Source organism: Ancylobacter defluvii, assembly GCF_018390605.1.
Classification (GTDB): Bacteria; Pseudomonadota; Alphaproteobacteria; order Rhizobiales; family Xanthobacteraceae; genus Ancylobacter; species Ancylobacter defluvii.
Genome location: NZ_JAHBGD010000026.1, coordinates 186,588 through 209,311 on the forward strand (window position 1 = coordinate 186,588; position 22,724 = coordinate 209,311).

17 protein-coding genes and 2 pseudogenes are annotated in these 22,724 nt (G+C 67.2%); 10 read left to right on the forward strand and 9 right to left on the reverse strand.

The window, feature by feature from the left end; translation table 11 throughout:
• Nucleotides 1-7: 7 nt before the first annotated feature.
• Entirely contained in the window at nt 8-901 is an 894-nt protein-coding gene (locus tag KHC24_RS21775) for a polysaccharide deacetylase family protein (protein ID WP_213365708.1), read from the forward strand.
• A 104-nt stretch (nt 902-1,005) separates the two neighbouring features.
• Here KHC24_RS21775 and KHC24_RS25210 read toward each other — a convergent pair whose 3' ends face one another.
• Entirely contained in the window at nt 1,006-1,254 is a 249-nt protein-coding gene (locus KHC24_RS25210; protein ID WP_309299321.1) for a LysR substrate-binding domain-containing protein, read from the reverse strand.
• A 51-nt stretch (nt 1,255-1,305) separates the two neighbouring features.
• On the reverse strand, nt 1,306-1,494 hold the full coding sequence (locus tag KHC24_RS25215) for a type 2 periplasmic-binding domain-containing protein (RefSeq protein ID WP_246547418.1): 189 nt from the start codon (nt 1,492-1,494) through the stop codon (nt 1,306-1,308).
• 133 nt (nt 1,495-1,627) lie between these two features.
• Here KHC24_RS25215 and KHC24_RS21785 point away from each other — a divergent pair.
• A pseudogene (locus KHC24_RS21785) lies at nt 1,628-1,984 on the forward strand (SDR family NAD(P)-dependent oxidoreductase); the annotation flags it as partial.
• 122 nt (nt 1,985-2,106) lie between these two features.
• Here KHC24_RS21785 and KHC24_RS21790 read toward each other — a convergent pair.
• Nucleotides 2,107-3,024 carry a LysR family transcriptional regulator gene (locus KHC24_RS21790; RefSeq protein WP_213365714.1) on the reverse strand — a complete coding sequence of 306 codons (918 nt, stop codon included), beginning with the start codon at nt 3,022-3,024 and terminating at the stop codon, nt 2,107-2,109.
• Nucleotides 3,025-3,302: 278 nt separating this feature from the next.
• Here KHC24_RS21790 and KHC24_RS21795 point away from each other — a divergent pair, with 278 nt between their 5' ends.
• Both KHC24_RS21795 and KHC24_RS21800 read left to right on the forward strand, forming a co-directional pair.
• Nucleotides 3,303-3,851, forward strand: coding sequence for a hypothetical protein (locus KHC24_RS21795; protein WP_213365717.1), 549 nt, complete (start codon nt 3,303-3,305; stop codon nt 3,849-3,851).
• A gap of 8 nt (nt 3,852-3,859) precedes the next feature.
• Nucleotides 3,860-4,834 carry an NAD(P)H-quinone oxidoreductase gene (locus tag KHC24_RS21800; protein WP_246547420.1) on the forward strand — a complete coding sequence of 325 codons (975 nt, stop codon included), beginning with the start codon at nt 3,860-3,862 and terminating at the stop codon, nt 4,832-4,834.
• 96 nt (nt 4,835-4,930) lie between these two features.
• Here the strand turns inward: KHC24_RS21800 and KHC24_RS21805 are convergent, their stop codons facing one another.
• From KHC24_RS21805 to KHC24_RS21825, 5 genes are all read right to left on the reverse strand, one after another.
• Nucleotides 4,931-5,608, reverse strand: coding sequence for a response regulator transcription factor (locus tag KHC24_RS21805; protein WP_213365723.1), 678 nt, complete (start codon nt 5,606-5,608; stop codon nt 4,931-4,933).
• Between the two features lie 17 nt (nt 5,609-5,625).
• The gene (locus KHC24_RS21810; RefSeq protein WP_213365726.1) at nt 5,626-5,991 is read right to left on the reverse strand and encodes a response regulator; all 366 of its coding nucleotides are present in this window, start codon (nt 5,989-5,991) and stop codon (nt 5,626-5,628) included.
• On the reverse strand, nt 5,988-6,632 hold the full coding sequence (locus tag KHC24_RS21815; RefSeq protein WP_213365729.1) for a response regulator transcription factor: 645 nt from the start codon (nt 6,630-6,632) through the stop codon (nt 5,988-5,990). The genes KHC24_RS21810 and KHC24_RS21815 overlap by 4 nt, the downstream gene beginning before the upstream one ends.
• A complete protein-coding gene (locus KHC24_RS21820; protein WP_246547422.1) occupies nt 6,629-9,715 on the reverse strand; it encodes a PAS domain-containing protein in 3,087 nt (1,028 codons plus the stop codon). The genes KHC24_RS21815 and KHC24_RS21820 overlap by 4 nt, the downstream gene beginning before the upstream one ends.
• Nucleotides 9,716-9,957: 242 nt before the next feature.
• Entirely contained in the window at nt 9,958-10,707 is a 750-nt protein-coding gene (locus KHC24_RS21825) for an SDR family NAD(P)-dependent oxidoreductase (RefSeq protein WP_213365735.1), read from the reverse strand.
• A gap of 14 nt (nt 10,708-10,721) precedes the next feature.
• On the opposite strand from KHC24_RS21825, the gene KHC24_RS21830 reads away from it, so the two are divergent.
• The 6 genes and pseudogenes from KHC24_RS21830 to KHC24_RS21855 form a co-directional block, all read left to right on the forward strand.
• On the forward strand, nt 10,722-11,720 hold the full coding sequence (locus KHC24_RS21830) for a LysR family transcriptional regulator (protein ID WP_213365738.1): 999 nt from the start codon (nt 10,722-10,724) through the stop codon (nt 11,718-11,720).
• A gap of 201 nt (nt 11,721-11,921) precedes the next feature.
• Nucleotides 11,922-12,845 carry an MBL fold metallo-hydrolase gene (locus tag KHC24_RS21835; protein ID WP_213365741.1) on the forward strand — a complete coding sequence of 308 codons (924 nt, stop codon included), beginning with the start codon at nt 11,922-11,924 and terminating at the stop codon, nt 12,843-12,845.
• 100 nt (nt 12,846-12,945) lie between these two features.
• A complete protein-coding gene (locus KHC24_RS21840; RefSeq protein ID WP_213365744.1) occupies nt 12,946-13,425 on the forward strand; it encodes a carboxymuconolactone decarboxylase family protein in 480 nt (159 codons plus the stop codon).
• A gap of 67 nt (nt 13,426-13,492) precedes the next feature.
• On the forward strand, nt 13,493-14,251 hold the full coding sequence (locus KHC24_RS21845; RefSeq protein WP_213365747.1) for an SDR family oxidoreductase: 759 nt from the start codon (nt 13,493-13,495) through the stop codon (nt 14,249-14,251).
• Nucleotides 14,252-14,295: 44 nt separating this feature from the next.
• A complete protein-coding gene (locus tag KHC24_RS21850) occupies nt 14,296-14,739 on the forward strand; it encodes a cupin domain-containing protein (RefSeq protein ID WP_213365750.1) in 444 nt (147 codons plus the stop codon).
• Between the two features lie 64 nt (nt 14,740-14,803).
• A pseudogene (locus tag KHC24_RS21855) lies at nt 14,804-15,739 on the forward strand (mechanosensitive ion channel family protein); the annotation flags it as partial.
• A gap of 273 nt (nt 15,740-16,012) precedes the next feature.
• On the opposite strand, the gene KHC24_RS21860 reads toward KHC24_RS21855, so the two are convergent.
• Nucleotides 16,013-22,486: an autotransporter outer membrane beta-barrel domain-containing protein gene (locus KHC24_RS21860; protein WP_213365755.1), complete on the reverse strand. Its 6,474-nt coding sequence runs from the start codon at nt 22,484-22,486 to the stop codon at nt 16,013-16,015.
• Nucleotides 22,487-22,724: the final 238 nt, after the last annotated feature.

Consider the following 22,724-nt stretch of genomic DNA (forward strand, 5'->3'; position numbering starts at 1 on the left):
TCCACTGATGTCCGCCACCCGTCTCGCCACTCACGGCCGCTACGGCTTCTCCTCGATCAAGGATCGTCCGACCTATCGCTGGCCCAATGGCGCGGGTCTCGCGGTTTATGTCGCCGTCGGCGTCGAGGAATATGCCTTTGGCGAGGGCCTGACCGAAGACCTGTTCCCCGGCGCCTCCAAGCCCGATCTGGTCAATGCTTCCTGGCGTGACTATGGCAACCGCGTCGGCGCGTTCCGGCTGTTCGAGCGGCTCGCCTCCTTCGGCATCAAGCCGGCGGTACTGCTGAACACGGCGGTCTACGACCATGCCCCCGCCGTCATTCAAGCCGCGCGCGAGATCGGCGCCGAGTTCGTGGCGCATGGCGTCAGCAATTCCGACACGCTCGCCGGCATGAACCCGCAAGAGGAGACCGCCTATCTGCGTGCCGTGGTCGAGCGCATCACCCGCGAAGAAGGCGCGCCGCCCACCGGTTGGTCCAGCCCGTGGCTCGCCCACAGCCCGGCGACGCTCGATCTGCTGGCGGCGGAAGGCTTCAAATATGTCGCCGATTTCCGCATGGACGACCAGCCGGTGTGGCTGACCACCCAGACCGGCCGGCTGATGTCGATGCCCTATGCCCTCGAACTCAATGACAGCACCACCATCATCGGCCGTCAGGCCAGCGCCCGCGACTTCGCCGAGATGATCATCGACGAGTTCGACGAGATGCTGGAGGCCGCGCGCACCCAGCCGCTGGTGATGAGCGTCGTGGTGCATTCCTTCATTTCCGGCCAGCCGTTTCGCCTGCGCGCGCTCACAAAGGCGCTGGAACACATTGCCGCCCGGCAGGACGCAATATGGCTGGCCCGCCCCGGCGACATCGCCACATGGGCCGGGGAGCGGATGAACTCAGGCGCGTGACCCATATGCCAAGGCCCAAGGATAACGGCCGCTTCCGGCGCCCGACGACTTAGGCCGACACATGCCGGCAACCATCGTCCTTGAAGCCAGGGTTATGGGTGCCGTCATTCGTCCAGCCTCAAGGAGCCGAAAGTCTTGGCGAGATGATCGATGAAGGCACGTACGGCCGGCGGCAGCCCTCTCCGGGTCGTGAGGACAAGGTGCATGATGCCGGACTGTCCGCCCCAGCCGGGGAAAACGCGCACGAGCCGCCCGCTGGTCAGATCGGCTTGGCAGATATGATCCGGCAGCAGTGCCACGCCAAGTCCAGCGGCGGCGGCCCCGCGCAGCGTTGCGAGGTCGCCGCAGGTCAGGCGCGGTTCATGCCGGTGGACAAAGCGTGCGCCCTCCGGCCCCTCGAGGTCCTAGAGGACTTCGCCCGGCTCATCCGCGGAGCCGAGCGTCGGCAGCCCGGCCAGCGCCCCGATGCCCTCCTGCGCCTGGTTCGCCAGCGCCGGGCTCGCGACGAGGAGGCGTCGCGAATGGCCGAGCGTGCGCATGGTGAGCGAGGCGTCGGTGGTGAGATCCACCCGCACGCGAAGGGCGACATCCACGCGCTCGGCGATCAGGTCGACGGGTGGTCCGTCGCGATCACCTGCAGCCGAACCTTGGGAAAGCGGGAGAGAAACCCCGGAATGCCGGGAGACAGCACCTCGACCATGCCATGGGGACAGCTGAAGCGGGCACGTGGTGCTGACCGGCTCGGTCACGGGCTCGACCGGCAACCCGGCCTTCAGCGTCTACAGCGCGACCAAGGCGGCGGTGCCTAACTTCGCCCGCAACTGGATCCTCGATCTCAAGGACCGTCATATCCGGGGGAACGTCGTCAGCCCCGGCGTGATCGAAACCGCCGGCCTCGACGAACTCTTCGGCGGCGGCGTTCAGGCGGAGGGCGTGAAGGCCGGCCTGGTCGCCAGCATCCCCGCCGGCCGTGTCGGCAAGCCGGAGGATGTGGCGCAGGCCGTGCTGTTCCTCGCCTCCGACGCCGCAAGCTTCATCAATGGCGCCGAACTGTTCGTCGATGGCGGCATGACGCAGATCTGACCGGCCCACGATCCAAGGAAAGCTCACCGGCACAGCGGCGGCGTGCATGCCGCCGCGAACACGCCTGGGCCGCTGTCAATGACGAGATCGCCGTCGATCGCCATCGAGCAAAACGTGCCCCATCAGGGCTCCCAGACGGGCGGGCTTCCGATGCCCGCCCGCAGCGCCTCGGTGAACGCCCGCACCTTGGCGCTCGCCTGCGGCAGGGCGCGGAGCAGGTGGATTCCCGCCGGCTCGGCGTTCCAGGGTTCTTCATCCAGCCGGAGCCGAACCAGCCGTCCGGCCCTGACGTCCGGCCCGACGACCCAGCTCGACAGGAACGCTATTCCAAGGCCCGCCTCGGCCGCCGCGCGCAGGGCCTCGAAATCATCGGACCGGAACGTCACCACACCTTTTCCGGCATGGCCCGCCGGGCAATCAAGCACGTCCCGCCAGCCGAGAAGATCGGCACCATGCAGCTTGTCGAGCAGACGATGCGATGAGAGATTGACGAGACGGTCCGGCGCACCAGCCTGCGCCAGGTAGGCCGGGCTTGCCACCAGCAGCCGCGTCAGCGGCGCAAGCCTGGTGGCGATCAGCGTGCTATCGGTCAGCTCCCCCATGCGAATCACCACGTCGAGACGTTCGAGGACCGGATCGGCCAACCGTTCCGTCAGGTCGAGTTCGACCTTGAGCGCCGGGTGCTCCGCCTGCAGCGCCGCGACGATGGGCAGCACATAGCGCTTGCCGAAGGTCGGGAAGCAGGCGATCCGCAGCGTGCCGGAGACGGAGCCGTCGAAGGCGGAAACCTCCGCGTGGGTGTCGGCCAGCTCGTCGAGAAGCCGCAGCGCCCGCTCGTGCAGCCGCCAGCCGGCATCGGTAAGCGTGAGGGCCCGCGTCGAGCGGATCAGCAGGGCAACGCCCAGATCCGCCTCCAGCGTATCGATCTGGCGCACGATCGCCGAAGGCGTCACCGCGCGCCGGCGGGCGGCGCCGGAAAAGCTCCCGGCCCTGACGACATCGACGAAGGTGGCGAGGTACTCGGCGAAATGGGGTCTCATCTTTGCGATCCAGGCAAAGCCGTTTGCAGGAAGCGGTGGCTTATCGCCCATCCACGACAGTCGCATATTCGGCGCCGTCAACACAGCGGCGTCACCCGGCGCCAGGGAAGCCTCGCTGACATTCCATCTCGCAAACAACGACAGCGACTATGGAAATGGCGAAATACGCTACCCCCGGCACGGCGCATGATCATACCCGATGTCGTCGTTTGCGTCCGGGTCTCGCCGGCGCAGCGATCGATCGCCGCTGAGACGATATGTGATTGAAGGGCAAAGCCATGAATGTTCTGACCGACAAGATCCTCTCGCAGTCCGCCTATACCGCCGAGATCGACGTGCCACTGGAGAAGGTCGACATCGCCGACTGGCTGTTCACCCTGCCGGAGGCGGAATATCTGCGCTGCTGCCCGCCCGACCATATCGGCTCCGGCATCACGACGACCGATGACGGCCGTCCCATGGTCATCAATGTCGAGATGATCGGCACCGGGCTGGTCATCCAGCATTATGTCGCCGAGGAAGCGACCCCGAGCTATTGCCGGATGAACTCGATCTCCGACGTGTTCACCCCGGTGGGGCGCACGCAGGTCAACGTGATCTGGGAGTTGCTCGCAGAGGCGATCGACGGCGGCCGCACCCGCTACACCAACCGCGTCACCTCGCACCCGACCGACGTGTTCATAGAGTTCCTCGCCGCGCACGGCCAGACCTTCGAGCAGGCGGCGGTGGCCCGCCAGGAGGCCGGCGGCGACCATAACCGTCGCGAAACGCCGCTCTTCGCCGCCAGCATCGCCCGCCGGGCGGTCGCCAAGGCCAGCGCGAAATGAAGGCGGTCATGTTCGATGAGTTCGGCAAGGCGGATGTGCTCCGCCTTGCCGAGGCTCCGATGCCGGAGCCGCGTCCCGGCGACCTGTTGGTGAAGGTGATGGCCGCCGGCGTCAACCGTGCCGACCTGCTGCAACGGCAGGGCTATTACGGCAAACAGAGCTATGGCGAGAGCGAGTTGCTGGGGCTGGAAGTGGCGGGCGAGGTGATCGCCGCGGGCCGCGACGTCACCGATGTCCGCCCCGGCGAGCGCGTCATGGCCATCGTCGGTGGCGGCGCTTATGCCGAATATGCCCGTGTGGATCGCGGCATGGCGGTGCGCATTCCAGAAGGTCTCGACTATGTCGGGGCAGCGGCGGTGATGGAGTCCTTCGTCACCGCATGGGAGGCGGCCGTCCATCTCGGCGGCGCCGGCAAGGGTCTGGCCGTGCTCATACATGCCGCCGCCGGCGGCGTCGGTTCCGCCGGCGTGGAGATCGCCCACGCGCTCGGCGCCTGGGTGTTCGCGACGGCCAATGCCGAGCGCCGTGCCGACGTCGTCGCGCTCGGCGCCGACGCGGTGTTCGACTATCGCTCCGAGGATTTCGAGCAGGGTGTGTGCGAGGCAACCGGCGGAAGCGGGGTCGACGTGATCGTCGATTTCGTCGGCGGCGACTATCTCGCCCGCAACTTGCGCAGCCTCGCGCCGGGCGGACGCCTCGTACAGGTCGGCCTGCTGGGCGGGCAGGACAGCACCACCATCCCGCTGGCCCTCCTGCTGCACAATCATTTGCGCCTGATCGGCACGGTGATGAAGTCGCGGACGGCGGAGGAGAAGCGCGCCATGGTACGGCGCTTCTCCGAAGGCGCGTTGCCGATGTTCGCCGATGGCCGGCTTAAGCCTCTGGTCGGCAAGGTCTTCCCGCTCTCCGAAGCGGCGCAGGCGCATCGCTGCATGGAAGCCGGCGGCGGGTTCGGCAAGATCGTGCTCGACACCGCGGCGTGAGGCGTCTGCGGCCAGACGGTCCCCCGACGAAGTTCTGACGCCCGGCACAAGACGGTTGCACGGGATTTCACGTCGGAGCTTTGCTATCGGTCCCGTTCATTCGCGCGCTTGCCGCAAATGCCTCGGCAAGGTTGACCATGCCCGGATCAGCTCGCCGACGGTGGCGACCTGCATCTTCCGCATGGCGTTGCTCCTGTGAAGCTTCACCGTGACCACGCTGATGCTGAAGTCATGGGCGATCTGCTTGTTGAGGCGTCCGCGGACCACCTCCATGAGGACGGATCGCTCGCGTGGCGTCAGCAGTTCCAGCAGTTCGACATTACGCTTTGCGACATCCGCCGTCGCGCGCTGCAACCGGTCGCGCTCCAGCGCGACGGTGATGGCGTCCAGAAGCACCTGGTCGCGGACCGGCTTGGTCAGAAAGTCGACGGCACCGGCCTTCATGGCCTGCACCGTCATCGGGATATCGCCGTGCCCGGTCAGGAAGATGATCGGCTTGGTGTTGCCACTGGCCGCCAGGCGGCGCTGGAGGTCGAGCCCGCTCGCGCCGGGCATGCGCACGTCGAGGATGAGGCAGCCGGGCTCGTCCGGGTCCCACGAGGCCAGGAGCTCCTGCGTGGAAGCAAAGCAGACCGGGTTCAACCCGATCGACGATATCAGCTCGCTCAAGCCCTCCCGGACCGCGGCGTCGTCATCCACCACCAGAACGACCGGCGCCTCCACCCTGGTGGAATCCGGTGACGTTCGGGCTTCGCGGGACAATCGCTGCAACATGGTCACCTCTCCCAGATTCACTCGGTGAAGGTCTTTTCCACGGCGGCCAGCAATAGCTGGCCATCGATCGGCTTGCGGAACAGAGCGGTCGCCAAGGCGGACTTGCCTGGGCGGTCTGCGATCTCGTGGCGGCCGGTCACCAGGAAGATGGGGAGGTTGGGACGCGTTTGGCCGATGGCTTCGCGAAGCTGGAAACCATCCATTTCGGGCATGCCGATATCGGTGATCAGGCAATCGAGATCAGCCAGCCCCGCCGCGAGAAGCGCCTTCGGCGACGAGAACGTCCGAACGGCATAGCCGGCCGATTCCAGGAGATTCTCCAGGGACTCGAGCAGCCGGATGTCGTCGTCGACGATCGCGATGATACGCTTGGAACTGCTCACGCTTCTCTCTCTCCGCGACGCGAATGTGTAACCGGGATGCTCAGCCGCTCGGCTATCCTCACCAGGTCGGCGAGCGAGTCGGCGCCCATCTTTCGCAACACGTTTCGCCGGTGCAGCTGGAATGTGACCTCGCTGAGCTCCAGCGCAGCGGCGGCCTGCTTGTTCAACAATCCGCTGACGATGAGCGGCAGAACCTCGCGCTCGCGTGGCGTCAACGTTGCGTAGCGTGCCTTGAGGCGTTCGAGGTCGACGCGCTCGGCGCGCAGATGCCTGTCCTGGGCGAACGCGGCATCGAGGGCGGCCATGAGGGCCTCCTCGCTGAACGGTTTGGTCAGAAAGTCGACGGCGCCGTGCTTGATCGCCCGCACCGACGAGGGGATGTCGCCATGGCCGGTGATGAACACGATCGGCGGATGGTTTGTGCCGGCCAGCCGGGCCTGCAGCTCGAGACCATTGATGTCGGGAAGCTCTATGTCGAGGAGCAGGCACGCCGGCGCTTCGGGCCGGCCAGCGAGCGCATAGTCGCCGGCCGACGCATAGGAGGCCACGCGGACCCCGTGGGATTCCAGCAGCTCGCTGAGGGCTTCGCGCACGCTCGGGTCATCGTCCACGATCAACACGATGGGCTTCTCCGTGGTCATGTGGGCTCGAACGCCTGGATCGGCAGGGTGAAGGCGAACGTTGCGCCTCCGGTGTCGTTACCTTCCACCCATAGCCGGCCGCCATGGGACTCGATGATCGACCGGCAGATCGCGAGCCCCATCCCCATGCCGGTCTGCTTGGTGGTGAAGAAGGCGTCGAAGACCTTCTCCGGATGCAGGACGCCCGGTCCGTTGTCGCTCACCTCGACCCGCACGACGTCGCCGTCGCGAGCCGCGCGTACGCGGAGGCGGGGCTCGGGCGTGTGGCCATCCATCGCCTCGATAGCATTGCGCATGAGGTTGACGAGTACCTGTTGGACCTGGACGACGTCGAACGCGATGTCCGGCAGTTCGGCGTCGACATCCGCCGCCACGCCGACCCGTGTTTGCGACGTCCGGTCCGCAAGCAGCCGTTCGACATCGGCGATGACGTCCCCGATCGACGCCCGATGCCGCGGCACCACCGCCTGCTGGAACAGGGCGCGGATCCGGCTCACGAAGTCGGCCGCGGCATTGGCGTCGCGAATGATCCGTTGAACGGTGATCTGGGCCCGTTCCAGGTTCGGCGGGCTGGCGGTCAGCCAGCGCTGGCAGGCCTGGGAGTTCCAGACCACCGCGGCCAAGGGCTGGTTCACCTCATGGGCGATCGACGCGGAAAGCTCGGCAAGGCTTGCCGCCTGGCTCGCACGCGCAAGGCGCTCCTGCGCCAATCGGAGGTCCTCCTGCGCCTGGACCTCGGCGTCGATGTCGAGGCAGATCACGTTCCACTGCACGATGCTGCCGTCGGCGTTGCGCATCGGTGCCGCGCGCGTCTCGATCCAGCGATATGCGCCGTCATGGCGCCGCAAGCGATGGCGACGTGCGTAAGGTTCGCCCGTCACCAGAGAGTGCGCGTAGTCGCTCTTTACGGCAGCAAGGTCGTCGGGGTGAACGCCCGCATCCAGCGTCTGCATCAGTCGGGACCCTTCGGTCTCGCTCAGGTCCTCAAGCTGGTATCCCAGGAACTCGCGAAGCTGCTGGCTCCGATACACCGGCTCGCCGTCCGGCGCCGCACAATCGATCATAGCCGGCAACGTTTCCACGAGTTGCCAGAGGAACCGCTCTCTTTCGCGCAAGGCGGCCTGCGCCTGCATCTCTTCCTCGATGTCGATCGAGGCGATGTACCATTGCACGATCTCGCCATCGGCATTGCGGAGCGCCTGCGCCCGAGCCTCGATCCAGCGATAGACGCCATCGCTGCAACGCCGGCGGAATCGATTGACGAACGGCTCACCCGTCGTGAACCCGTGCAACGCCCTGCGAAGCATGATGGGGAAGTCTTCCGGGTGAGATAAATCCTCCGCCAGGGCCTCGAAGTCTTCGATGTGGCCGGGCGCACCTACGGTGTCGAGATATCGCTTGCTGGCATAGGTCAGCTTCCGCGCGCGATCAAAGCTCAGGATGTTGATCGGCACCGCGTCGATCATCTGCTCCAGCTGCTGCTTGCTGCGGCGCAACGATTCCTCGGCCAAAACCAGATCGTCAATATCGTGGCAGAGACCGTACAGCTGAGCGATACGGCCATCCTCATCGCGCATTGCCTCCGCACTGGCCTCCATCCAGCGATACACGCCGTCGGCCCGACGCATGCGCCACTTCATGGAAAGACTCTCGCCCGTCGCAAAGTGGCGTTCGAACGCGGCGAAAACCTCGGCGCGATCGTCAGGATGGATAATGGCCTCCGTTATGGCGGCGAACCGGCTCTTGTCCGGCTGATCTGCGTCGGCGACATCCAGCCCCAGATAGTCCACCATCCGTTTATTGAAGAATACCGGCAAGCCATCGGCATCGATCCGCCAGAGATAGCTTGGAACGATGTTCACCAGTTGCGAGAGCTCCCTCTCCCGGTCGCGTACCGCGGCTTCCGCGCGCTTGCGTTCGGTCAGATCGAGAATATAGGCGACCCCCTGCCGGGATTGGCCGTCGAAGCAGGCCGCGCCGATCAACACCGGAACTCGGCTGCCATCCTTCCGGAAATATTCCTTTTCGCGGGCCTGCATCTTGCCGGTTGTGGCCAGTTCCTCGGCCTCTTCCTCGGCATGTACCGCCTGCCATTCGGGTGGCGTCATGTCGAGCCATCGGATGCCGGTTTCGACGTCCTCCCGGTCGTACTGAACCATGCGGAGAAACGCGTCATTGGCGTCGATAAGCGTGCCGTCCAGATCCCAGATGACGATGCCGATAATGTCCGAATCGACGAGCTGGCGGAGCTGCCCTTCGCGCTCCTGCAACGCTCGCTGCGCGACGACACGGTCGTGGACATCGACGCACACGCCGTACCATCGGATGATCGCCCCGCTTTCGCTGCGCAGGGGCTCGGCGCGCCCTTCCGTCCATCGGAACCCGGCATCGGTGCGACGCTGCCGGTAGGTCATGCAAAACGGCTCGCCCGTCTCAAATGCCTGGCTGAGCGCCTTCTCGACCGCCGGCATGTCTTCGGGATGGATATCCGCGAGCGAGCGCGAGCCGTCAGGCCCGGTGAGGTCGCTCAACTCGACCCCCACCGCGTCCGCCAGCCGCTTGTTGATATAGGAGGGCTCGCCATCCGGAGTGACGCACCAGATCATCGCGGGCACGGTGTCGACAAGTCGCTTGAGTTCCTGCTCGCGCAGTCGAAGCGCCTCCTCCGCCCGGGCCTGATCGTCGATGTCGTGGCACACGCCGTACCAGTGCAGGATCTCGCCCGCATGGTTGCGCAGCGGCTCGGCCCGGCTCGACATCCAGCGATAGCCGCCGTCCAACCGGCGCAGCCTGTAGCGCAGCGAGAACGGTTCGCCGGTCGCCAGGCTGCGGCCGAGCGTATCGCGGAAGGCACGCGCCTCGTCGGGGTGGACCGAGGCGATCAATGCTTCCAGGCCGACGGGTGCGCCGCCGGCAATATCCACCCCCAAATAATCCGCCATGCGCCTGTTGAAGAATGTCGGCTCGCCATCGGGCCTGAGGCGCCATACGTGACACGGAACCATGTCCACGAGTTGCGAAAGCTCCCGTTCACGGTCGGGCAGAGGCTCGTCGTTCATTGCGTCAACTGCGATGGACGACATCGTCACGTCCTCCTCTGGGGGCCGCATACCCGGGCCCGCTACCGTGGCGGCAGACTATCACTCCTTCCGACCGGGTGATCCCATCCGGCAGGAGGATAGGGCGGCGAAGGGCGGCAGGCATCCTATGGAAATCCATGGGTTGCCCAAGGTGCATGGCCGCCCGGGGAGCGCGGCCATGCACCTTGCGCTTCACGGCACATCCCTGCCCCCCAACCGGAATGCGGACGCGGGAAGCCAGGCGCCTACAGGCCGAAGCCTCCATCGACGCCGATGATCTGGCCGGTGACCCAATCGGCCGCCGGGTCGGCCAGCGCCACCACCCAACGGGCGACATCATCGGGCACGCCGCGCCGTCCCAGCGGGATCATCTCGACCTCCTTGGTCTTGATGGCGGTGATCTCGTCATCCGAGAACCCCATGCGCTCGCGCAGGAAATCGGATTCCACCGGCCCCGACGCCACCGCATTCACGCGAACGCCCTGAGCCGCGAGTTCGAGCGCCCAGCTTCGGGTGAGTTGTTCGAGCGCGGCCTTGCTGGCGCTATAGGCCGAGAAGCCCGGCACCGGCTTGCGCGCCAGCGTGCTCGACAGGTTGACGATCGCACCGCCTGCCTTGCGCAATTCCGGCAGCGCCGCCTTGGCGAGCAGGGTCGGTCCGAACACGTTCGTGCTGAAGATCGCCTGGAGGCTTTCTGCCGACACCTCTTCGAGCGCCGCTGGCTGGCCGGCCCCAGCATTGTTCACGACGATGTCGAGACGTCCCCAGCGTCGGAGCACCTCCCGGACCGTGGCCTCGATGGCCTCCGGGCGGGCGGCATCCGCCACGAAACCTTCGATTGAGGGATGAGCGGCGGCGGCGGCCGCAACAGCCTCCGGTCGGCGCCCGGTGATGAGAACATAGGCCCCCTTATCCGCAAGCTGCCGGGCTGCAGCCTGGCCGATGCCAGCCCCGCCTCCGGTGACGATGGCAACGCGGCCTTCGAATGTCGTCATGATGACCTCCGTGAATGGTCATCGACATATGCGGCGCGAGGATCATTCCTTCAATTGATGCAGAACTGGTCGAACGTTGCATGATCTGCAACAATCGAACGATGGATCGCCTGCGCGCCTATCAGATTTTCGTCGCCATCGTCGCACGCGGCGGTTTTGGCCGCGCGGCCGCGGACCTCGGCATTTCGCCCGCGAATGTCAGCCGGAACGTCCAGCAGTTGGAAGCCTCCCTCGGCACCCGGCTGCTGGAGCGCACCTCGCGTCGGCTGGCGCTCACGGACAGTGGCCGCGACGTCTATGAACGGGCGCGGCGCGTTCTCGACGAGATCGCCGACCTGGAGACGAGCTTCGCCGATCCCGACAGCGCCGCGCGCGGACGGCTGCGGATCAACGCGCCGATGACCTTCGGGCTCGCCTGGCTCGCCCCCCTCCTGCCCGAATTCGCCGCGCAGCATCCCGCCGTCGAACTCGACATCCGTTACAATGACCGGGTGATCGAGATGACCGAGGAGGCTTTCGACATCGCCTTGCGCATCTCGCCCTCCGGTTCCGAAAGCCAGGTATCCCGAAAGGTCGCACCCACACGAATGCTGCTGTGCGCGGCTCCCTCCTTGCTCGCCCAGACCGGCGATGCCGAGCGCAGCGAGACGCTGCGGTCACTCCCGCGCGTCGGCTACCAGTTCTCCGATACCGGAAATGTCTGGTCGCTGCTCGCTCCCGATGGTTCCCGACGGGAGATCGATTCACCCTGCGCGGTGATCTGTGCGAACGGCTTCGGAATGAAAGCCGCCGTCCTGCGCGGCGAGGGGGCGGCCCTGTTGCCGGAATTCCTCGTGCATGGCGAGCTCGCATCCGGCGAGATCGTCCAATGCCTGCCCACGCTTCACAGCGAGGCGATGGACATTCGCGTCGTCTATGTCGGGCGCCGGCACCTTGCACGGCCGGCACGGCTGTTCATCGATTTCGTGGTGGAACGGTTTCGTCGAGTTCCGTGGGAATCACCGCGGCGATGAACCCGCCGATGAGCGAACGCGCGCGAAACTTAGCGCCGAGATGCGGGCCGTCTTGCGCGTCGCTGCGGCCGATGCGCCGATCCACCGGCACAAGACGACCTATGCCACAGCATAGGTCGCGTTCTGCCTCGATCTGATCGACGCGAACCGCGCCTCTCCATAGCGTCATCCCTGCCGAGTGTAAGACCCGGACAGCAGGAGATGAACATGAGCCTCGACATTGCATCGACCCCCGTCAGATCAGGGCCCGACGAATTGGTACCGTCGCGCTATGCCGTAAAGGTCGGCGAGATCGACGTGCTGATCATCAGCGACGGGGTACTGCCGCTCCCGACCAAGATGCTTGGACACAACGCGGATTCGGCCGCGCGCGCCGCCTGGCTGAAGGAGATGTTCCTGCCGCCGGACGCGTTCGACTGGTCGCTGAACGTGGTCCTGGTGCGCAGCGGCGGCCAGACCATACTCATCGACGCCGGGCTCGGATTGGACCCGGACCTGAACCTTCCGCGGGCAGGCCAACTGGTGAAGCGACTGGCCTCCGCCGGCGTCGATCTCGCCTCGGTGACCGACGTGGTGCTGACCCACATGCACATGGACCATGTTGGCGGGCTCCTCGTCGAGGGCGTGAAGGACCAATTGCGTCCTGACCTGCGGATCCATGTGGCGGCCGCCGAGGTCAAGTTCTGGGAGGCGCCCGATTTCACCCAGGTCGACATGCCGCAGGGGTTCCCGGACGCACTCCGTTCGGCTGCCACGCGTTTTGCGAGCGAGTATCGCAGCCAGCTTCGCCTGTTCGATGAAGAGCACGAGGTGGCGCCGGGCGTCGTCGTCCGCCGCACCGGCGGCCACACCCCCGGGCACAGCGTGGTCCGCCTCGCCTCCGGCAACGACCGGCTGACATTTGCCGGCGATGCCGTGTTCACCGTCGGCTTCGACCATCCGGACTGGCACAACGGTTTCGAGCACGATCCCGAGGAAGCCGCCCGCGTGCGGGTGCGCCTTCTGACCGAGCTGGCGGCGACCGGCGAGCAGCTGGTGGCCACTCACCTGCCGTTCCCCTCCGTCGGCCGGGTGGCGGTCGACGGCGACGCCTTCCGCTGGGTGCCGGCCTACTGGGATTACTGACCCCGCGTCCGATCAGTGCCGGAACGGAGCGTGGGCGCGTGAATCTCATGAGCCCACGCCCGGCAAACCTCGTCTCATCGCAAACGAAATAGAGCCCCCGATGTCTCAGCGTATCAACTACCCCCAGCAGTCGCCGGAGCTGTTCAGGAAGTTCATGGATTTCAGCGCGGCGCTGAAGGACAGCCTCATCGAGGAGAAGATCCGCGACCTGGTGCAGATCCGCGCTTCGCAGCTTAATGGCTGCGCCTTCTGCCTCGACATGCACGTCAAGCAGGCGAAGATCGCCGGCGAGACCGAACTCCGCCTGTACCACGTCGCCATCTGGCGCGAATCCGCCCTGTTCTCTCCCCGCGAGCGCGCCGCCCTCGCCTGGACCGAGGCGCTCACGACGCTGCCCGAGGGCGGGGTCTCCGACGAGCTCTATGAGCGTGTGCGCGGCCAGTATTCCGAGAAGGAGCTCTCGGACCTTACCTTTTCGGTGATGGCGATCAATGCCTGGAACCGCGTCGCCATTGCCTTCAAGGCCGTGCCGGGCTCCGCCGACAAGGCGTTCGGCCTCGACAAGGCCGGTCTCAGCTGAGCCGCTGACCCGCTTATTGAACGCATTACGCACCGCCCCGCGCGGCTGCGATAGGGAGATCCGCGTCATGAAGATCGTCATCATCGGCGGAACCGGCCTGATCGGTTCCAAGACCGTCGACCGCCTGCGCCAGCGCGGCCACGACGTGCTGCCCGCCTCGCCGAACTCCGGCGTCAACACCGTCACCGGCGAAGGTCTCGCCGCGGCGCTCGCCGGCGCCGAGGTGGTGCTGGACCTCGCCAACTCGCCGTCCTTCGAGGATCAGGCGGTGCTCGACTTCTTCGAGGCCTCGGGCCGCAACCTGCTGGCGGCCGGCAAGGCCGCCGGCGTGCGCCACCACATCGCGCTGTCGGTGGTGGGCACCGGGCGGCTGCAGGAAAGCGGCTATTTCCGCGGCAAGCTGCGGCAGGAAGAGCTGATCCGCCAATCCGGCCTGCCCTACACCATCGTGCATTCGACCCAGTTCTTCGAGTTCCTGCCCGGCATCGCCAAGTCGGCGACCCGCGGCGAGACGGTGCGGCTGTCGCCGGCCCCCGTGCAGCCGATCGCCTCCGACGACGTCGCCGACGCCATGGCCGACGTGGCGCTCGCCGTGCCGGCGAACGGCATCGTCGAGATCGCCGGTCCCGAACGCGTCGCGCTGAGCGAACTCGTCGGGCGCTATCTGCGCGCCATCGGCGATGCGCGCGTCGTCGAGGCCGATCCCGAGGCCCGCTATTTCGGTGCCCGGCTCGACGGGAACAGCCTCGTCTCCGACGCCGGTCCGCGGCTCGGCGCCATCACCTTCGAGCAGTGGATGAGCACGCAGCGTCCGGCCGCCGCCTGATCGGCACCGGCCGTCGTTCTCGCCTGAAACCCTAGGAGAGTCTCATGATCCGCACTCTGGGCGCCGTCGTCATTCTCGCCCTGTGCCTCGGCTCGGCGCAGGGGCACGGTGTCGACCAGAAATCCGCCGACCAGAAATCCACCGACAAGGAATCCAGGGTCACCCTAGTCTACGAGCACGCACTGCCCAACGTGCCGGGCAAGAGCATGAAGGGGGTGCTGGTGGAGTACGGCCCCGGTGGTTTCTCGGCCGCCCACACTCATCCGAGCTCGGCCTTCATCTATGCGACGGTGCTGGAGGGCGCCATCCGCAGCCAGGTCAATGACGGCCCGGTCGTCACCTATCGCGCCGGCGAGAGCTTCTCGGAACTGCCGGGCGACCGCCACGGCGTCAGCGAGAACGCCAGCGCGACCGGGCCGGCGAGGCTCCTCGCCGTCTTCGTCGTCGATACCGGCGAGACCGAACTGACCTATCCGCTGGCGAAATAGCGCCAATCCCCCACCCGGCCGCGCAGGCCCCGGGTGGGGGCGATCTTGTGAGGAGGAGAGCCGGATGACGGTGATGGAAATCGGGTCTCCGCTTGCGCTGATCAATCTGTTCGGCGCCGGGGGGATCCTGGTCTGGCATGCGATCCCTGGCCGGCGCGCCACGGTGCGATTGGTGGTCCAGCTCGGCTTCTTTGCCGTCATGACCGGCGTGCTGCTGTATTACGGCGTCGTGCCCTACCATCTGGAAGGATATGGCGACTATCAGTCGACCGACCTCACCCTGATCCTCGCCAAGGTGCTGTGGTGGATCCATCTCGCCTGGGCCGTCATCGGTTTTGTCCGGCTGTATCTGGTGATCGAGGGGCATCCCCGGCAGGCCCGGCTGCTTCAGGATATTCTCGTCGCCGTGATCTATCTCGGCGTCGGCCTCGCGATCATGTCCTTCGTCTTCGGCATGAACGTCTCCGCCCTCGTGGCCACCTCGGGCGTCGTGGCGATCACGCTCGGCCTCGCGCTTCAGAACACATTGGGGGACGTGTTTTCCGGCATCGCCCTGACTTTGGGCAGGCCATACCACCTCGGCGACCTCGTGCTTCTCGCTGACGGCACCGAAGGCCGCGTCAGCGAAACCAACTGGCGCGCGACGCATGTCCAGACACTCGCCAACAACGTTGTCGTGCTGCCCAACAGCGTGCTGGCCAAGATGACCATTACCAATCTGACCCGGCCCGATCGCTCGCAGGTGCAGAGCGTCACCCTACGCGTCGCTCCGACGCACATGCCGTCCATGGTGACAGGCGTGATGCGCGAGGCGCTTGCCAGCTGCGACAGCCTCATGCGCGATCCCGAGCCGGTCGTGGCGCTCAAAAGCATCGACGCCGAGGCGATCGTGCTCGAACTGAGCTATCGGGTCGCGACGCCGGCCGATCGCATCCCGGCGCGCAACGAAGTGCTCGATCTGGTCTACCGCCACGGCAAGGCAGCGGACCTCAAGCTCGCCTGAGCGTCGGGCCACGGCCGACGGACGGCCGAAGGACCGGCGCCGCCGCGGCGTCGATGCGATAGCTGCACTCGAGGGTGAGCCTGTGCGGTCACAGGAGGGCATGGCTGGATGCGCCGCAGCACCGGCGCGATCCGATGTCGGCCAACCCATGTTCGGCCAACCCATGTCAGCCGACCCATGTTCGGCCAACCCATATCCGCCAACCCATGTCGGCCCGACGCGGCGAAGCCCTCATGCTTCACTGCGCCCCGCCCTGAAGCAGAGGCCCCCTCAGAAGGGCACCGAGAGGCGGATGCTCGCTTCCTGGGCGAGATAGTCGTCGCCGATCTGGGCGCGGTATTCCCCGCGCAGCTCATAGCCATTGCCGGCGACGAATTGCACGCCGGCGCCGAGATCGATCAGCGTGTCGGGCAAGCTGACCTCGGAAACGAAGTCGATGCCCTGGCGGGAATCCGTGTCGAAACTCAGTGCCTGGCTCATCCCGTCATTCGACAGGAAGGTCGCCCCCGCCATGGCGAAGGGCCGCAGCCAGCCGCCCTCGGCGAGATCGATGCGGGCGCCGACCTCCACCGCCGGGCTGACGGCGAAACTCCATTCGCGCATGGCGTCGCTGGCCAGATTGACCCCTTCGCCGGTGTCCATGACGACGCCCGGCATGTAGGTGTAGAGCGCGTCGAGATCGACATAGGGCCGCAGATAGAAACTCGGATTGGGCAGCACGAACTCATAGGCCGCCCGCAGCCGCCACCCGGCGGTCCAGACATCGTTGGTGTTGGAGGCGCGCCAGGCCTCGGTGTCGAAATCGAACAGGCGGGTGGTGTCGAACCGGCCATAGCTTCCCTGCATCGCGGCGGAAAGCAGCAGCGGCCCCATCTGGTGCTTGATCGCCACCGATACGTCGCCGGCCTGGCCATTGCTGTTCGTGTAGCCGTCATTGGCATCGAGATCGGTGGTGCTGTAGGCGCCGGACACGCCCATGAACCAGTCCTTGGCGACTTCCCACTGGGCGCCGGCGCGCATGGTGATGCCGGTCTGCGAGAAGCCGTCCGCAGCGGAAGTGTCGTCCATGGTGATCCGCGACGCCGTCACCTTGCCCCAGGCGCACTGGCTTTCGGTGATCATCACCCCGTCGTCGACGAAGATCGGGCAGCTCATCGCCGCGCTCAGCGAACTGCGGGCGGCCAGGGTCTGGGTGATGGCCGGTGCCTGCTGGCCTTCGCTGGACTGGCTGTCCACCATCTGCCGGTAATCTTCCGCCGAGCCGAGATTGGCGATCTGGGCGAAGATCGCCGAGCTCGGCCAGGGATCGCGGTCCCATGCCTGTTGCAGCCCGTCGGCAAGCCGGCGCTCATTGTCGTTCCAGGCGTCGGTCCCGCTCTCCGGGGTGCGGAAGCGGGCCGTCGGCGCCACCGACAGGGCGTGATCGGTGGAGCTTGCCGACCAGGAGATCGGGTTGCCCTCGCGGGCGAGCGTGGTGACCTGGCTCGCCGAGAGCCGGCCGGTCGAGGAGATCAGCTGAAAGGACTGCGGCACCAGTCGGTCGACGGCATAGGGCGAGATCAGCAGGTCGCGCACCGTGATCGTTCCGCTGGCATAGAGCCTGTCCTGCACGGAGGCAGGGGGCGTGAGGCTGGTGACGTCGGCCAGCATCTCGCCGCTCAGGACGACCTTTTCGGCGGTCACGTTCAGCACGGAGACGTTGTTGCGGCCGCCAATGTCGAGCGTGCCCTTGCTTTCGAAGCTCGACCCCCTGCCGCCCATCTCGACGGTGCCGAGACCCGGCCGGCTCCTGTAGGTGCCGCCGGCCTCGGTGGAAAACGGGTTGGCGCCCGACGACAGCAGCACGTCGCCCTCGATCGTGCCCCAATTGGTGACGCTGGTCGTGCCCAGCCGCGAGAGCAGCGCCAGCCCGGAGGTCGCCCCCAGCAGCGAGCCGTCGGCGAGCTTGACGGTATTCTGCCCGGACGAGTCGATCCGGATTCCCGCCCCGGCTCCGGAGCCGCCCCAGATCGTGCCGTCATGCGTGATGTCGACGCTGCCGTTCCAATAGGCGACGCGGCTGTCGATCGAGCCGTCCGTCTTCTGGCGGCCGGCCTGGATGAAGACGCCATAGGCGTCCCTGCCGGTGGCGATGATGTCGCCCCGGGTATCCAGCGTCACCTTGCCGGCATGGCCGGTGTGCCAGTTCGGATTGAAGTGGTCGGCTCGGCCGGGTGGGTCGGTGTGCTCGTCATAGGTGTCCTCGATGATGCCCCAGACGAAGGTCTTGAACCGGCGGATCGGCCGGCTCAGCGCGCTGGTGATCGGCGCCACGTCGCTTCCGTTGACGTCGAAGGCGGCGCCTCCGCCCCCCGTCAGGCTCTGGATGAACAGGCCGTGCGCCCGCGTGCCGGAGGTGGCGATGGACATGCGCGAGGCGGGGGGGTCCATGTCCACGGTGACGTTGCCGCCATGGCCGTAGGACGGCACCCAGCCATTGACCCGCCGCGTGGTCTCCGCCAGGTCGAAGATCGACGCCATCTTGATCTGGCCGGTTCCGACGCCGCCATAGCCGCCGCCGCCGCCGATCGACTGGAGCAGCGCGCCATGGGCGCCGTCGCCGGCCGTGGTGATCCGTGCGCCCGCGCCCATGGTGAGGGTGACATTGCCGCCGTCTCCACCGGCGTTGCGCTCGTTATCCGAGCTGGAGAGGCCGCCAAAGGTCAGGTTGAAGTGAACCGGCTTCTGCTGGCTGCTGGCATCGGCGCCGAGGCCGCCGCCCGCGCCGATGCTCTGGGCCACCACGCCGATGGCGCCGAGGCCGGTGGTGGTGATGGCGCCGGCGGTCGTCACCTTCACCTCGCCGCCCGACCCGCCGAAGGGGTCGTACAAGCTGTTCGCCGCCCCGCCGAACTGGGCGGTGACGTTGGCGGCGGAAAGGCCCCTGGTCTCGGCCTCGCGCAGCGCCTTCAGGTTCAGGCGCGAATCGCCGGCCTCGCTGGCGACATCCGCCAGCAGCGCATCGAGTTCCTGGAGCGCCTCCGCCTCCTCGATGCTGGCCGCGAGCGCATCGGCCTGGGCGGGATCGCGCCGGTTGATCACATAGACGCCGCCGCCACCGCCGATGCTCTGCGCGACGATGCCGTGCGCTTCCTTGCCGCGGGTGGTGATGGAGTGGAAATTGTTCAGCGTGACGACCCCGCCATCGGCCTGCGAATTGATGCGGGCGCCAAGGTTCACCCTGGCGTTCATGTCCGCCGTCATCGCCTTGCTGGAGGTCGCCGCCACCAGGCCGCCGCCGCCGCCGATGCTCTGGCCGAGCATGCCGAAGGCCGCGTTGCCGGTCGTGGTGATCGTCCCGCTATTGGTCAGCGTGGCGCCGGCCCCGGCGCCGGAGGCGCTGCCGGAGCGGTTGCCGATGGTCATGTTGATATCGAACACCCCGGGCCCGACCGTGACCGAGCCGCCGGCGGTGCCGCCGCCGCCGCCGATCGATTGCGCCAGCATGGCATGGGCGATGGCGCCACGTGTGGTGATGGTGCCCTCGTTCTTGGCGGTGACCTCGCCGCCCTTGCCGCCGGCGCCGCCCTTGCCGCCGACCTGCACGTCGAGCGTGATCGGCACCGGAATGGGGGTTTCCTTCACCTTGCCGCTCGCCCAGCCTTCCTTGGCGAGATACTGCGTCACGCTGTTCACGCGCGTGATCAGATCCTTGACCGCGGCGGTCTTCACCGCCTCGACGAGCGCGTCGGTATAGATCTTCTTGTAGTCGATCCGCCGCTCCACCTCCTCAAGCGCCGCCTTGGCCGACAGCGAGCCGTCATTGCCCGCCGCGATCTGCCGCGCCGCGTCGCGCCGCGCGTCCGCGATGTCCTGCTTGGCCTGGGCCAGTCCGGCCTTGATGCCGGTCAGGATCGATTTGGCGGTGAGCAGCTTGAGCTGAAACGACGAGTTCTCGTTCAGCCAGCCGACCTTGTTGCCGGCAATCTTCGAGAGCAGGTCGTTGCCCTGGACCAGGTGGTTGGCGATCTTGACGACGCTTGAGGCGACATCGGTGACCGCGTCTCCCTGAGGTTCGGTGGAGTCGCCATAGGCGCCGCCATTGCCGCCGCCGCCGCCCACGCTCTGGGCGTGCATGCCGAAGGCACCGTCGCCATGGGTGGTGATGCTGGCGAGGCGCTCATTGGTGGCGTTCGCCGGGCCGCCATCGCCGCCCTTGCCACCCTTGCCGCCGACGCCGAGCTGCACGTTGCCGTCGGCCGAACTCGCCGTCAGATAGCCGCCGCCATTGCCGCCGCCGCCGCCGACGCTCTGCACCAGCAGGCCGGTGGAGGACGAGCCGCGCGTCAGCAGGCTCGACGCATTGGTCGCGTCGGCCTTGCCTCCCGTTCCGGCGTCGGCGCCGTTGCCGCCGACGCCGATGCTGACCCCGAGGGAGGCCCCGTTCGGGATCGCGCCCGCCGCCGTCTCCAGCACATAGCCGCCGAGGCTGGAATCGGTGCTGAGCCCGGTCTTCACCGATGAGGAGCCGGGGCCGCCATTGCCGCCGCCGCCGCCGATGCTCACCACCTGCATCGCCGGGGAGAAGGCGCCGGAGGTGGTGATCGTCCCCCTGTTGGTGGCCAGCGCGTCGGCGCCATTGCCGCCGCCGCCGCCGGTGCCGCCAATGCCCAGCGAGACGCCGAAATTTAAGCTGACGCCCAGCATGTCGCTGATCGAACTGGCAGCGGCGCCATTGCCGCCACCGCCGCCGATGCTGCTGATCAGCATGCCGACGGAACTGTCTCTGGTGGTGGTGATGTCGGCGCGGTTCACCACCGTGGCGGTGCCGCCATTGCCGCCCTTGCCGCCCGATCCGCCCAGCGAATAGGTCATGCTGAAGCTCGGAATATCCGGCAGGCCCACGGCCATCGCATAGGCGGAGGCGTCGCCCCCTCGCCCGCCGCCGCCGCCGATGCTGCTCGCCTCCATGCCGTGCGCACCGACGCCGGTCGTGGTGATGTTCGAGGTGTTGTCGATGCTCACCCGGCCGCCGGTGCCGCCATCGCCGCCATCGCCGCCGATCGACACCGATATGGCCGCCACGATGCCGCCGGTCTTGCTGGTCGCGCTGCCGCCGACGCCGCCGCCGCCGCCGATGCTCTGGGCGACGATGCCGCTGGCATTATTGCCCGAGGTGACGATGCTCCCGTGCTTGCCGTCGGCGGTCGGCCGGATCCTGACCGTGCCGCCATTGCCGCCGGCGCCCCCGTCGCCGCCGCGCGCGACACCCAGGAGGATGGCGAAGCCGCCGGCATCGCCACCGGCCCCACCGCCGCCGCCGACGCTCTGGGCCAGCAGGCCATAGGCATCCTTGCCGGATGTGGTGATGCTGCCGTCATGGGTGATCACCACCCGCCCGCCGTCGCCTCCATAGCCGCCGGTTCCCCCCTTGGAGAAGAAGGTCCCGTCGCCGCCGGCGCCGCCGCCGACATAGGAGCCCGGCACTATCCGCGACAGCCGCACCGCCGCCAGCGCCGCACCGCCGCCGAGACTCTGCCCCACCAACCCGATCGAGCCCTGCCCGGTCGTGGTGATGGTGCCGGTATTGAACACGTCGACGCTGCCGCCGCGGCCGCCATCCCCGCCATTGCCACCCCGTGTGAAGATGTCCTCGGAACTGCCGCCATGGCCGCCGGGCCCTCCCATGGCGGCGGCATAGGCGCCGAATGCATAGTCCCCGGAGGTGGTGATGCTGCCGTTCTGGAACAGTTGCACACGGCCGCCACGGCCGCCGGCCGCGCCGGGAGTGCCGCCGATGGCGACGCCGTCATCGTCGAAATGGGTAATGGCCTGGCCGCCCTGGCCGCCGACGGAGCGAAGAATGACGCCATGCGCCCGCTGCTCATGGGTTTGGATCTGGCCGTCATTGGTTACGGTCACATCGCCGCCGATGCCGCCCGGCGTGAGCCTGCCCTCATCGTCATAGCCGGCTTCCAGACCGGCGCCTCCAATGGATTCCGCCAGGAGGGCGGGCAGCTCGCTCCAGGTCTCGACGCGGCCCGTCTGGCCGATATTGACCGTCACCGTGCCGCCGGCTCCGCCGGCATACTGGCTGGCTTCCCAGACGTCATTGCGATCGAAGGCGAACGCGATCGGATCGCCGGCCCGGTTGCGGCCGGACTGCCCACCTTTCGAAAGCGCCCAGATTCCCATGACCGAACCGATATCGGCCCCGCTCTCGAACAACGTCGCGTCCAGATCGACGGTAACCGCCCCGCCGCTGCCGCCGCGACCGATCCTGTCGCCGCCGACACCGCCATACCCGCCGATGGAATAGGCCTCGACGACCGCCCGGTCGTTATTGGCGCGGTGGACGTCAGGAACATACAGCGCGGCGCCTTCCCGGATGGTGACGTGGACATCGCCGGCATCGCCGCCATCCTTGCCCGATACGTCGGCCGCATGCCCGAGAATCTCGTCGAGCCGGGTGCGCTCGGCAGCGCCGGTCCCGCCATTGCCGCCGACCGACCCCGCTTCGACGAGCGGGCTGTCCTTGGCGCCAAAACCCTTTTCCACGACGACGGACACCGGTTCGGCCGACTGCCCCGCCGCCGCCCCGTGTTCATTGGTGTAGGAAGTGCCGCTTGCGCCGCGCACGACATTGGCGATGCGCTCATCGGCCTGTGCCGACGCATGGGTCTGCACGCATAACGCAATCACGAGGCAACTGGCGCCGGTCAGGAGAAGCTGGCGCTGCTGCCTCATATACGCGTGTCGGCTCATCGTGCTCCACCCCGGCCCTGCTTCCCGACACCGCACTTGGGCGGCCTCCCATCGGGGGCGCCATGTGATCATCAATGACCTTCGGGGCCAAGATGATAGGGCGGACGGACACGTCACCATACGGAATCGTGAGGAACCTGTTACCGTTTCAGCACACTCTGGCGTGCGGCTCACCAGGCAGGCGCCACAGGCGCCAGGGCCGGATCCGGATGTTCCGGTGCGGGCGCATCGCTGATAA

Bases quoted from the DNA above. Each gene is read 5' to 3' on its own strand.
- KHC24_RS21860 (WP_213365755.1), bottom strand. From the start codon at position 22,486: ATGAGCCGACACGCGTATATGAGGCAGCAGCGCCAGCTTCTCCTGACC.
- KHC24_RS21830 (WP_213365738.1), top strand. From the start codon at position 10,722: ATGGTCATCGACATATGCGGCGCGAGGATCATTCCTTCAATTGATGCA.
- KHC24_RS21790 (WP_213365714.1), bottom strand. From the start codon at position 3,024: ATGAGACCCCATTTCGCCGAGTACCTCGCCACCTTCGTCGATGTCGTC.
- KHC24_RS21775 (WP_213365708.1), top strand. From the start codon at position 8: ATGTCCGCCACCCGTCTCGCCACTCACGGCCGCTACGGCTTCTCCTCG.
- KHC24_RS21835 (WP_213365741.1), top strand. From the start codon at position 11,922: ATGAACATGAGCCTCGACATTGCATCGACCCCCGTCAGATCAGGGCCC.
- KHC24_RS21840 (WP_213365744.1), top strand. From the start codon at position 12,946: ATGTCTCAGCGTATCAACTACCCCCAGCAGTCGCCGGAGCTGTTCAGG.
- KHC24_RS21815 (WP_213365729.1), bottom strand. From the start codon at position 6,632: ATGACCACGGAGAAGCCCATCGTGTTGATCGTGGACGATGACCCGAGC.
- KHC24_RS21845 (WP_213365747.1), top strand. From the start codon at position 13,493: ATGAAGATCGTCATCATCGGCGGAACCGGCCTGATCGGTTCCAAGACC.
- KHC24_RS21795 (WP_213365717.1), top strand. From the start codon at position 3,303: ATGAATGTTCTGACCGACAAGATCCTCTCGCAGTCCGCCTATACCGCC.
- KHC24_RS21820 (WP_246547422.1), bottom strand. From the start codon at position 9,715: ATGTCGTCCATCGCAGTTGACGCAATGAACGACGAGCCTCTGCCCGAC.
- KHC24_RS21805 (WP_213365723.1), bottom strand. From the start codon at position 5,608: ATGTTGCAGCGATTGTCCCGCGAAGCCCGAACGTCACCGGATTCCACC.
- KHC24_RS21825 (WP_213365735.1), bottom strand. From the start codon at position 10,707: ATGACGACATTCGAAGGCCGCGTTGCCATCGTCACCGGAGGCGGGGCT.
- KHC24_RS21850 (WP_213365750.1), top strand. From the start codon at position 14,296: ATGATCCGCACTCTGGGCGCCGTCGTCATTCTCGCCCTGTGCCTCGGC.
- KHC24_RS21800 (WP_246547420.1), top strand. From the start codon at position 3,860: ATGTTCGATGAGTTCGGCAAGGCGGATGTGCTCCGCCTTGCCGAGGCT.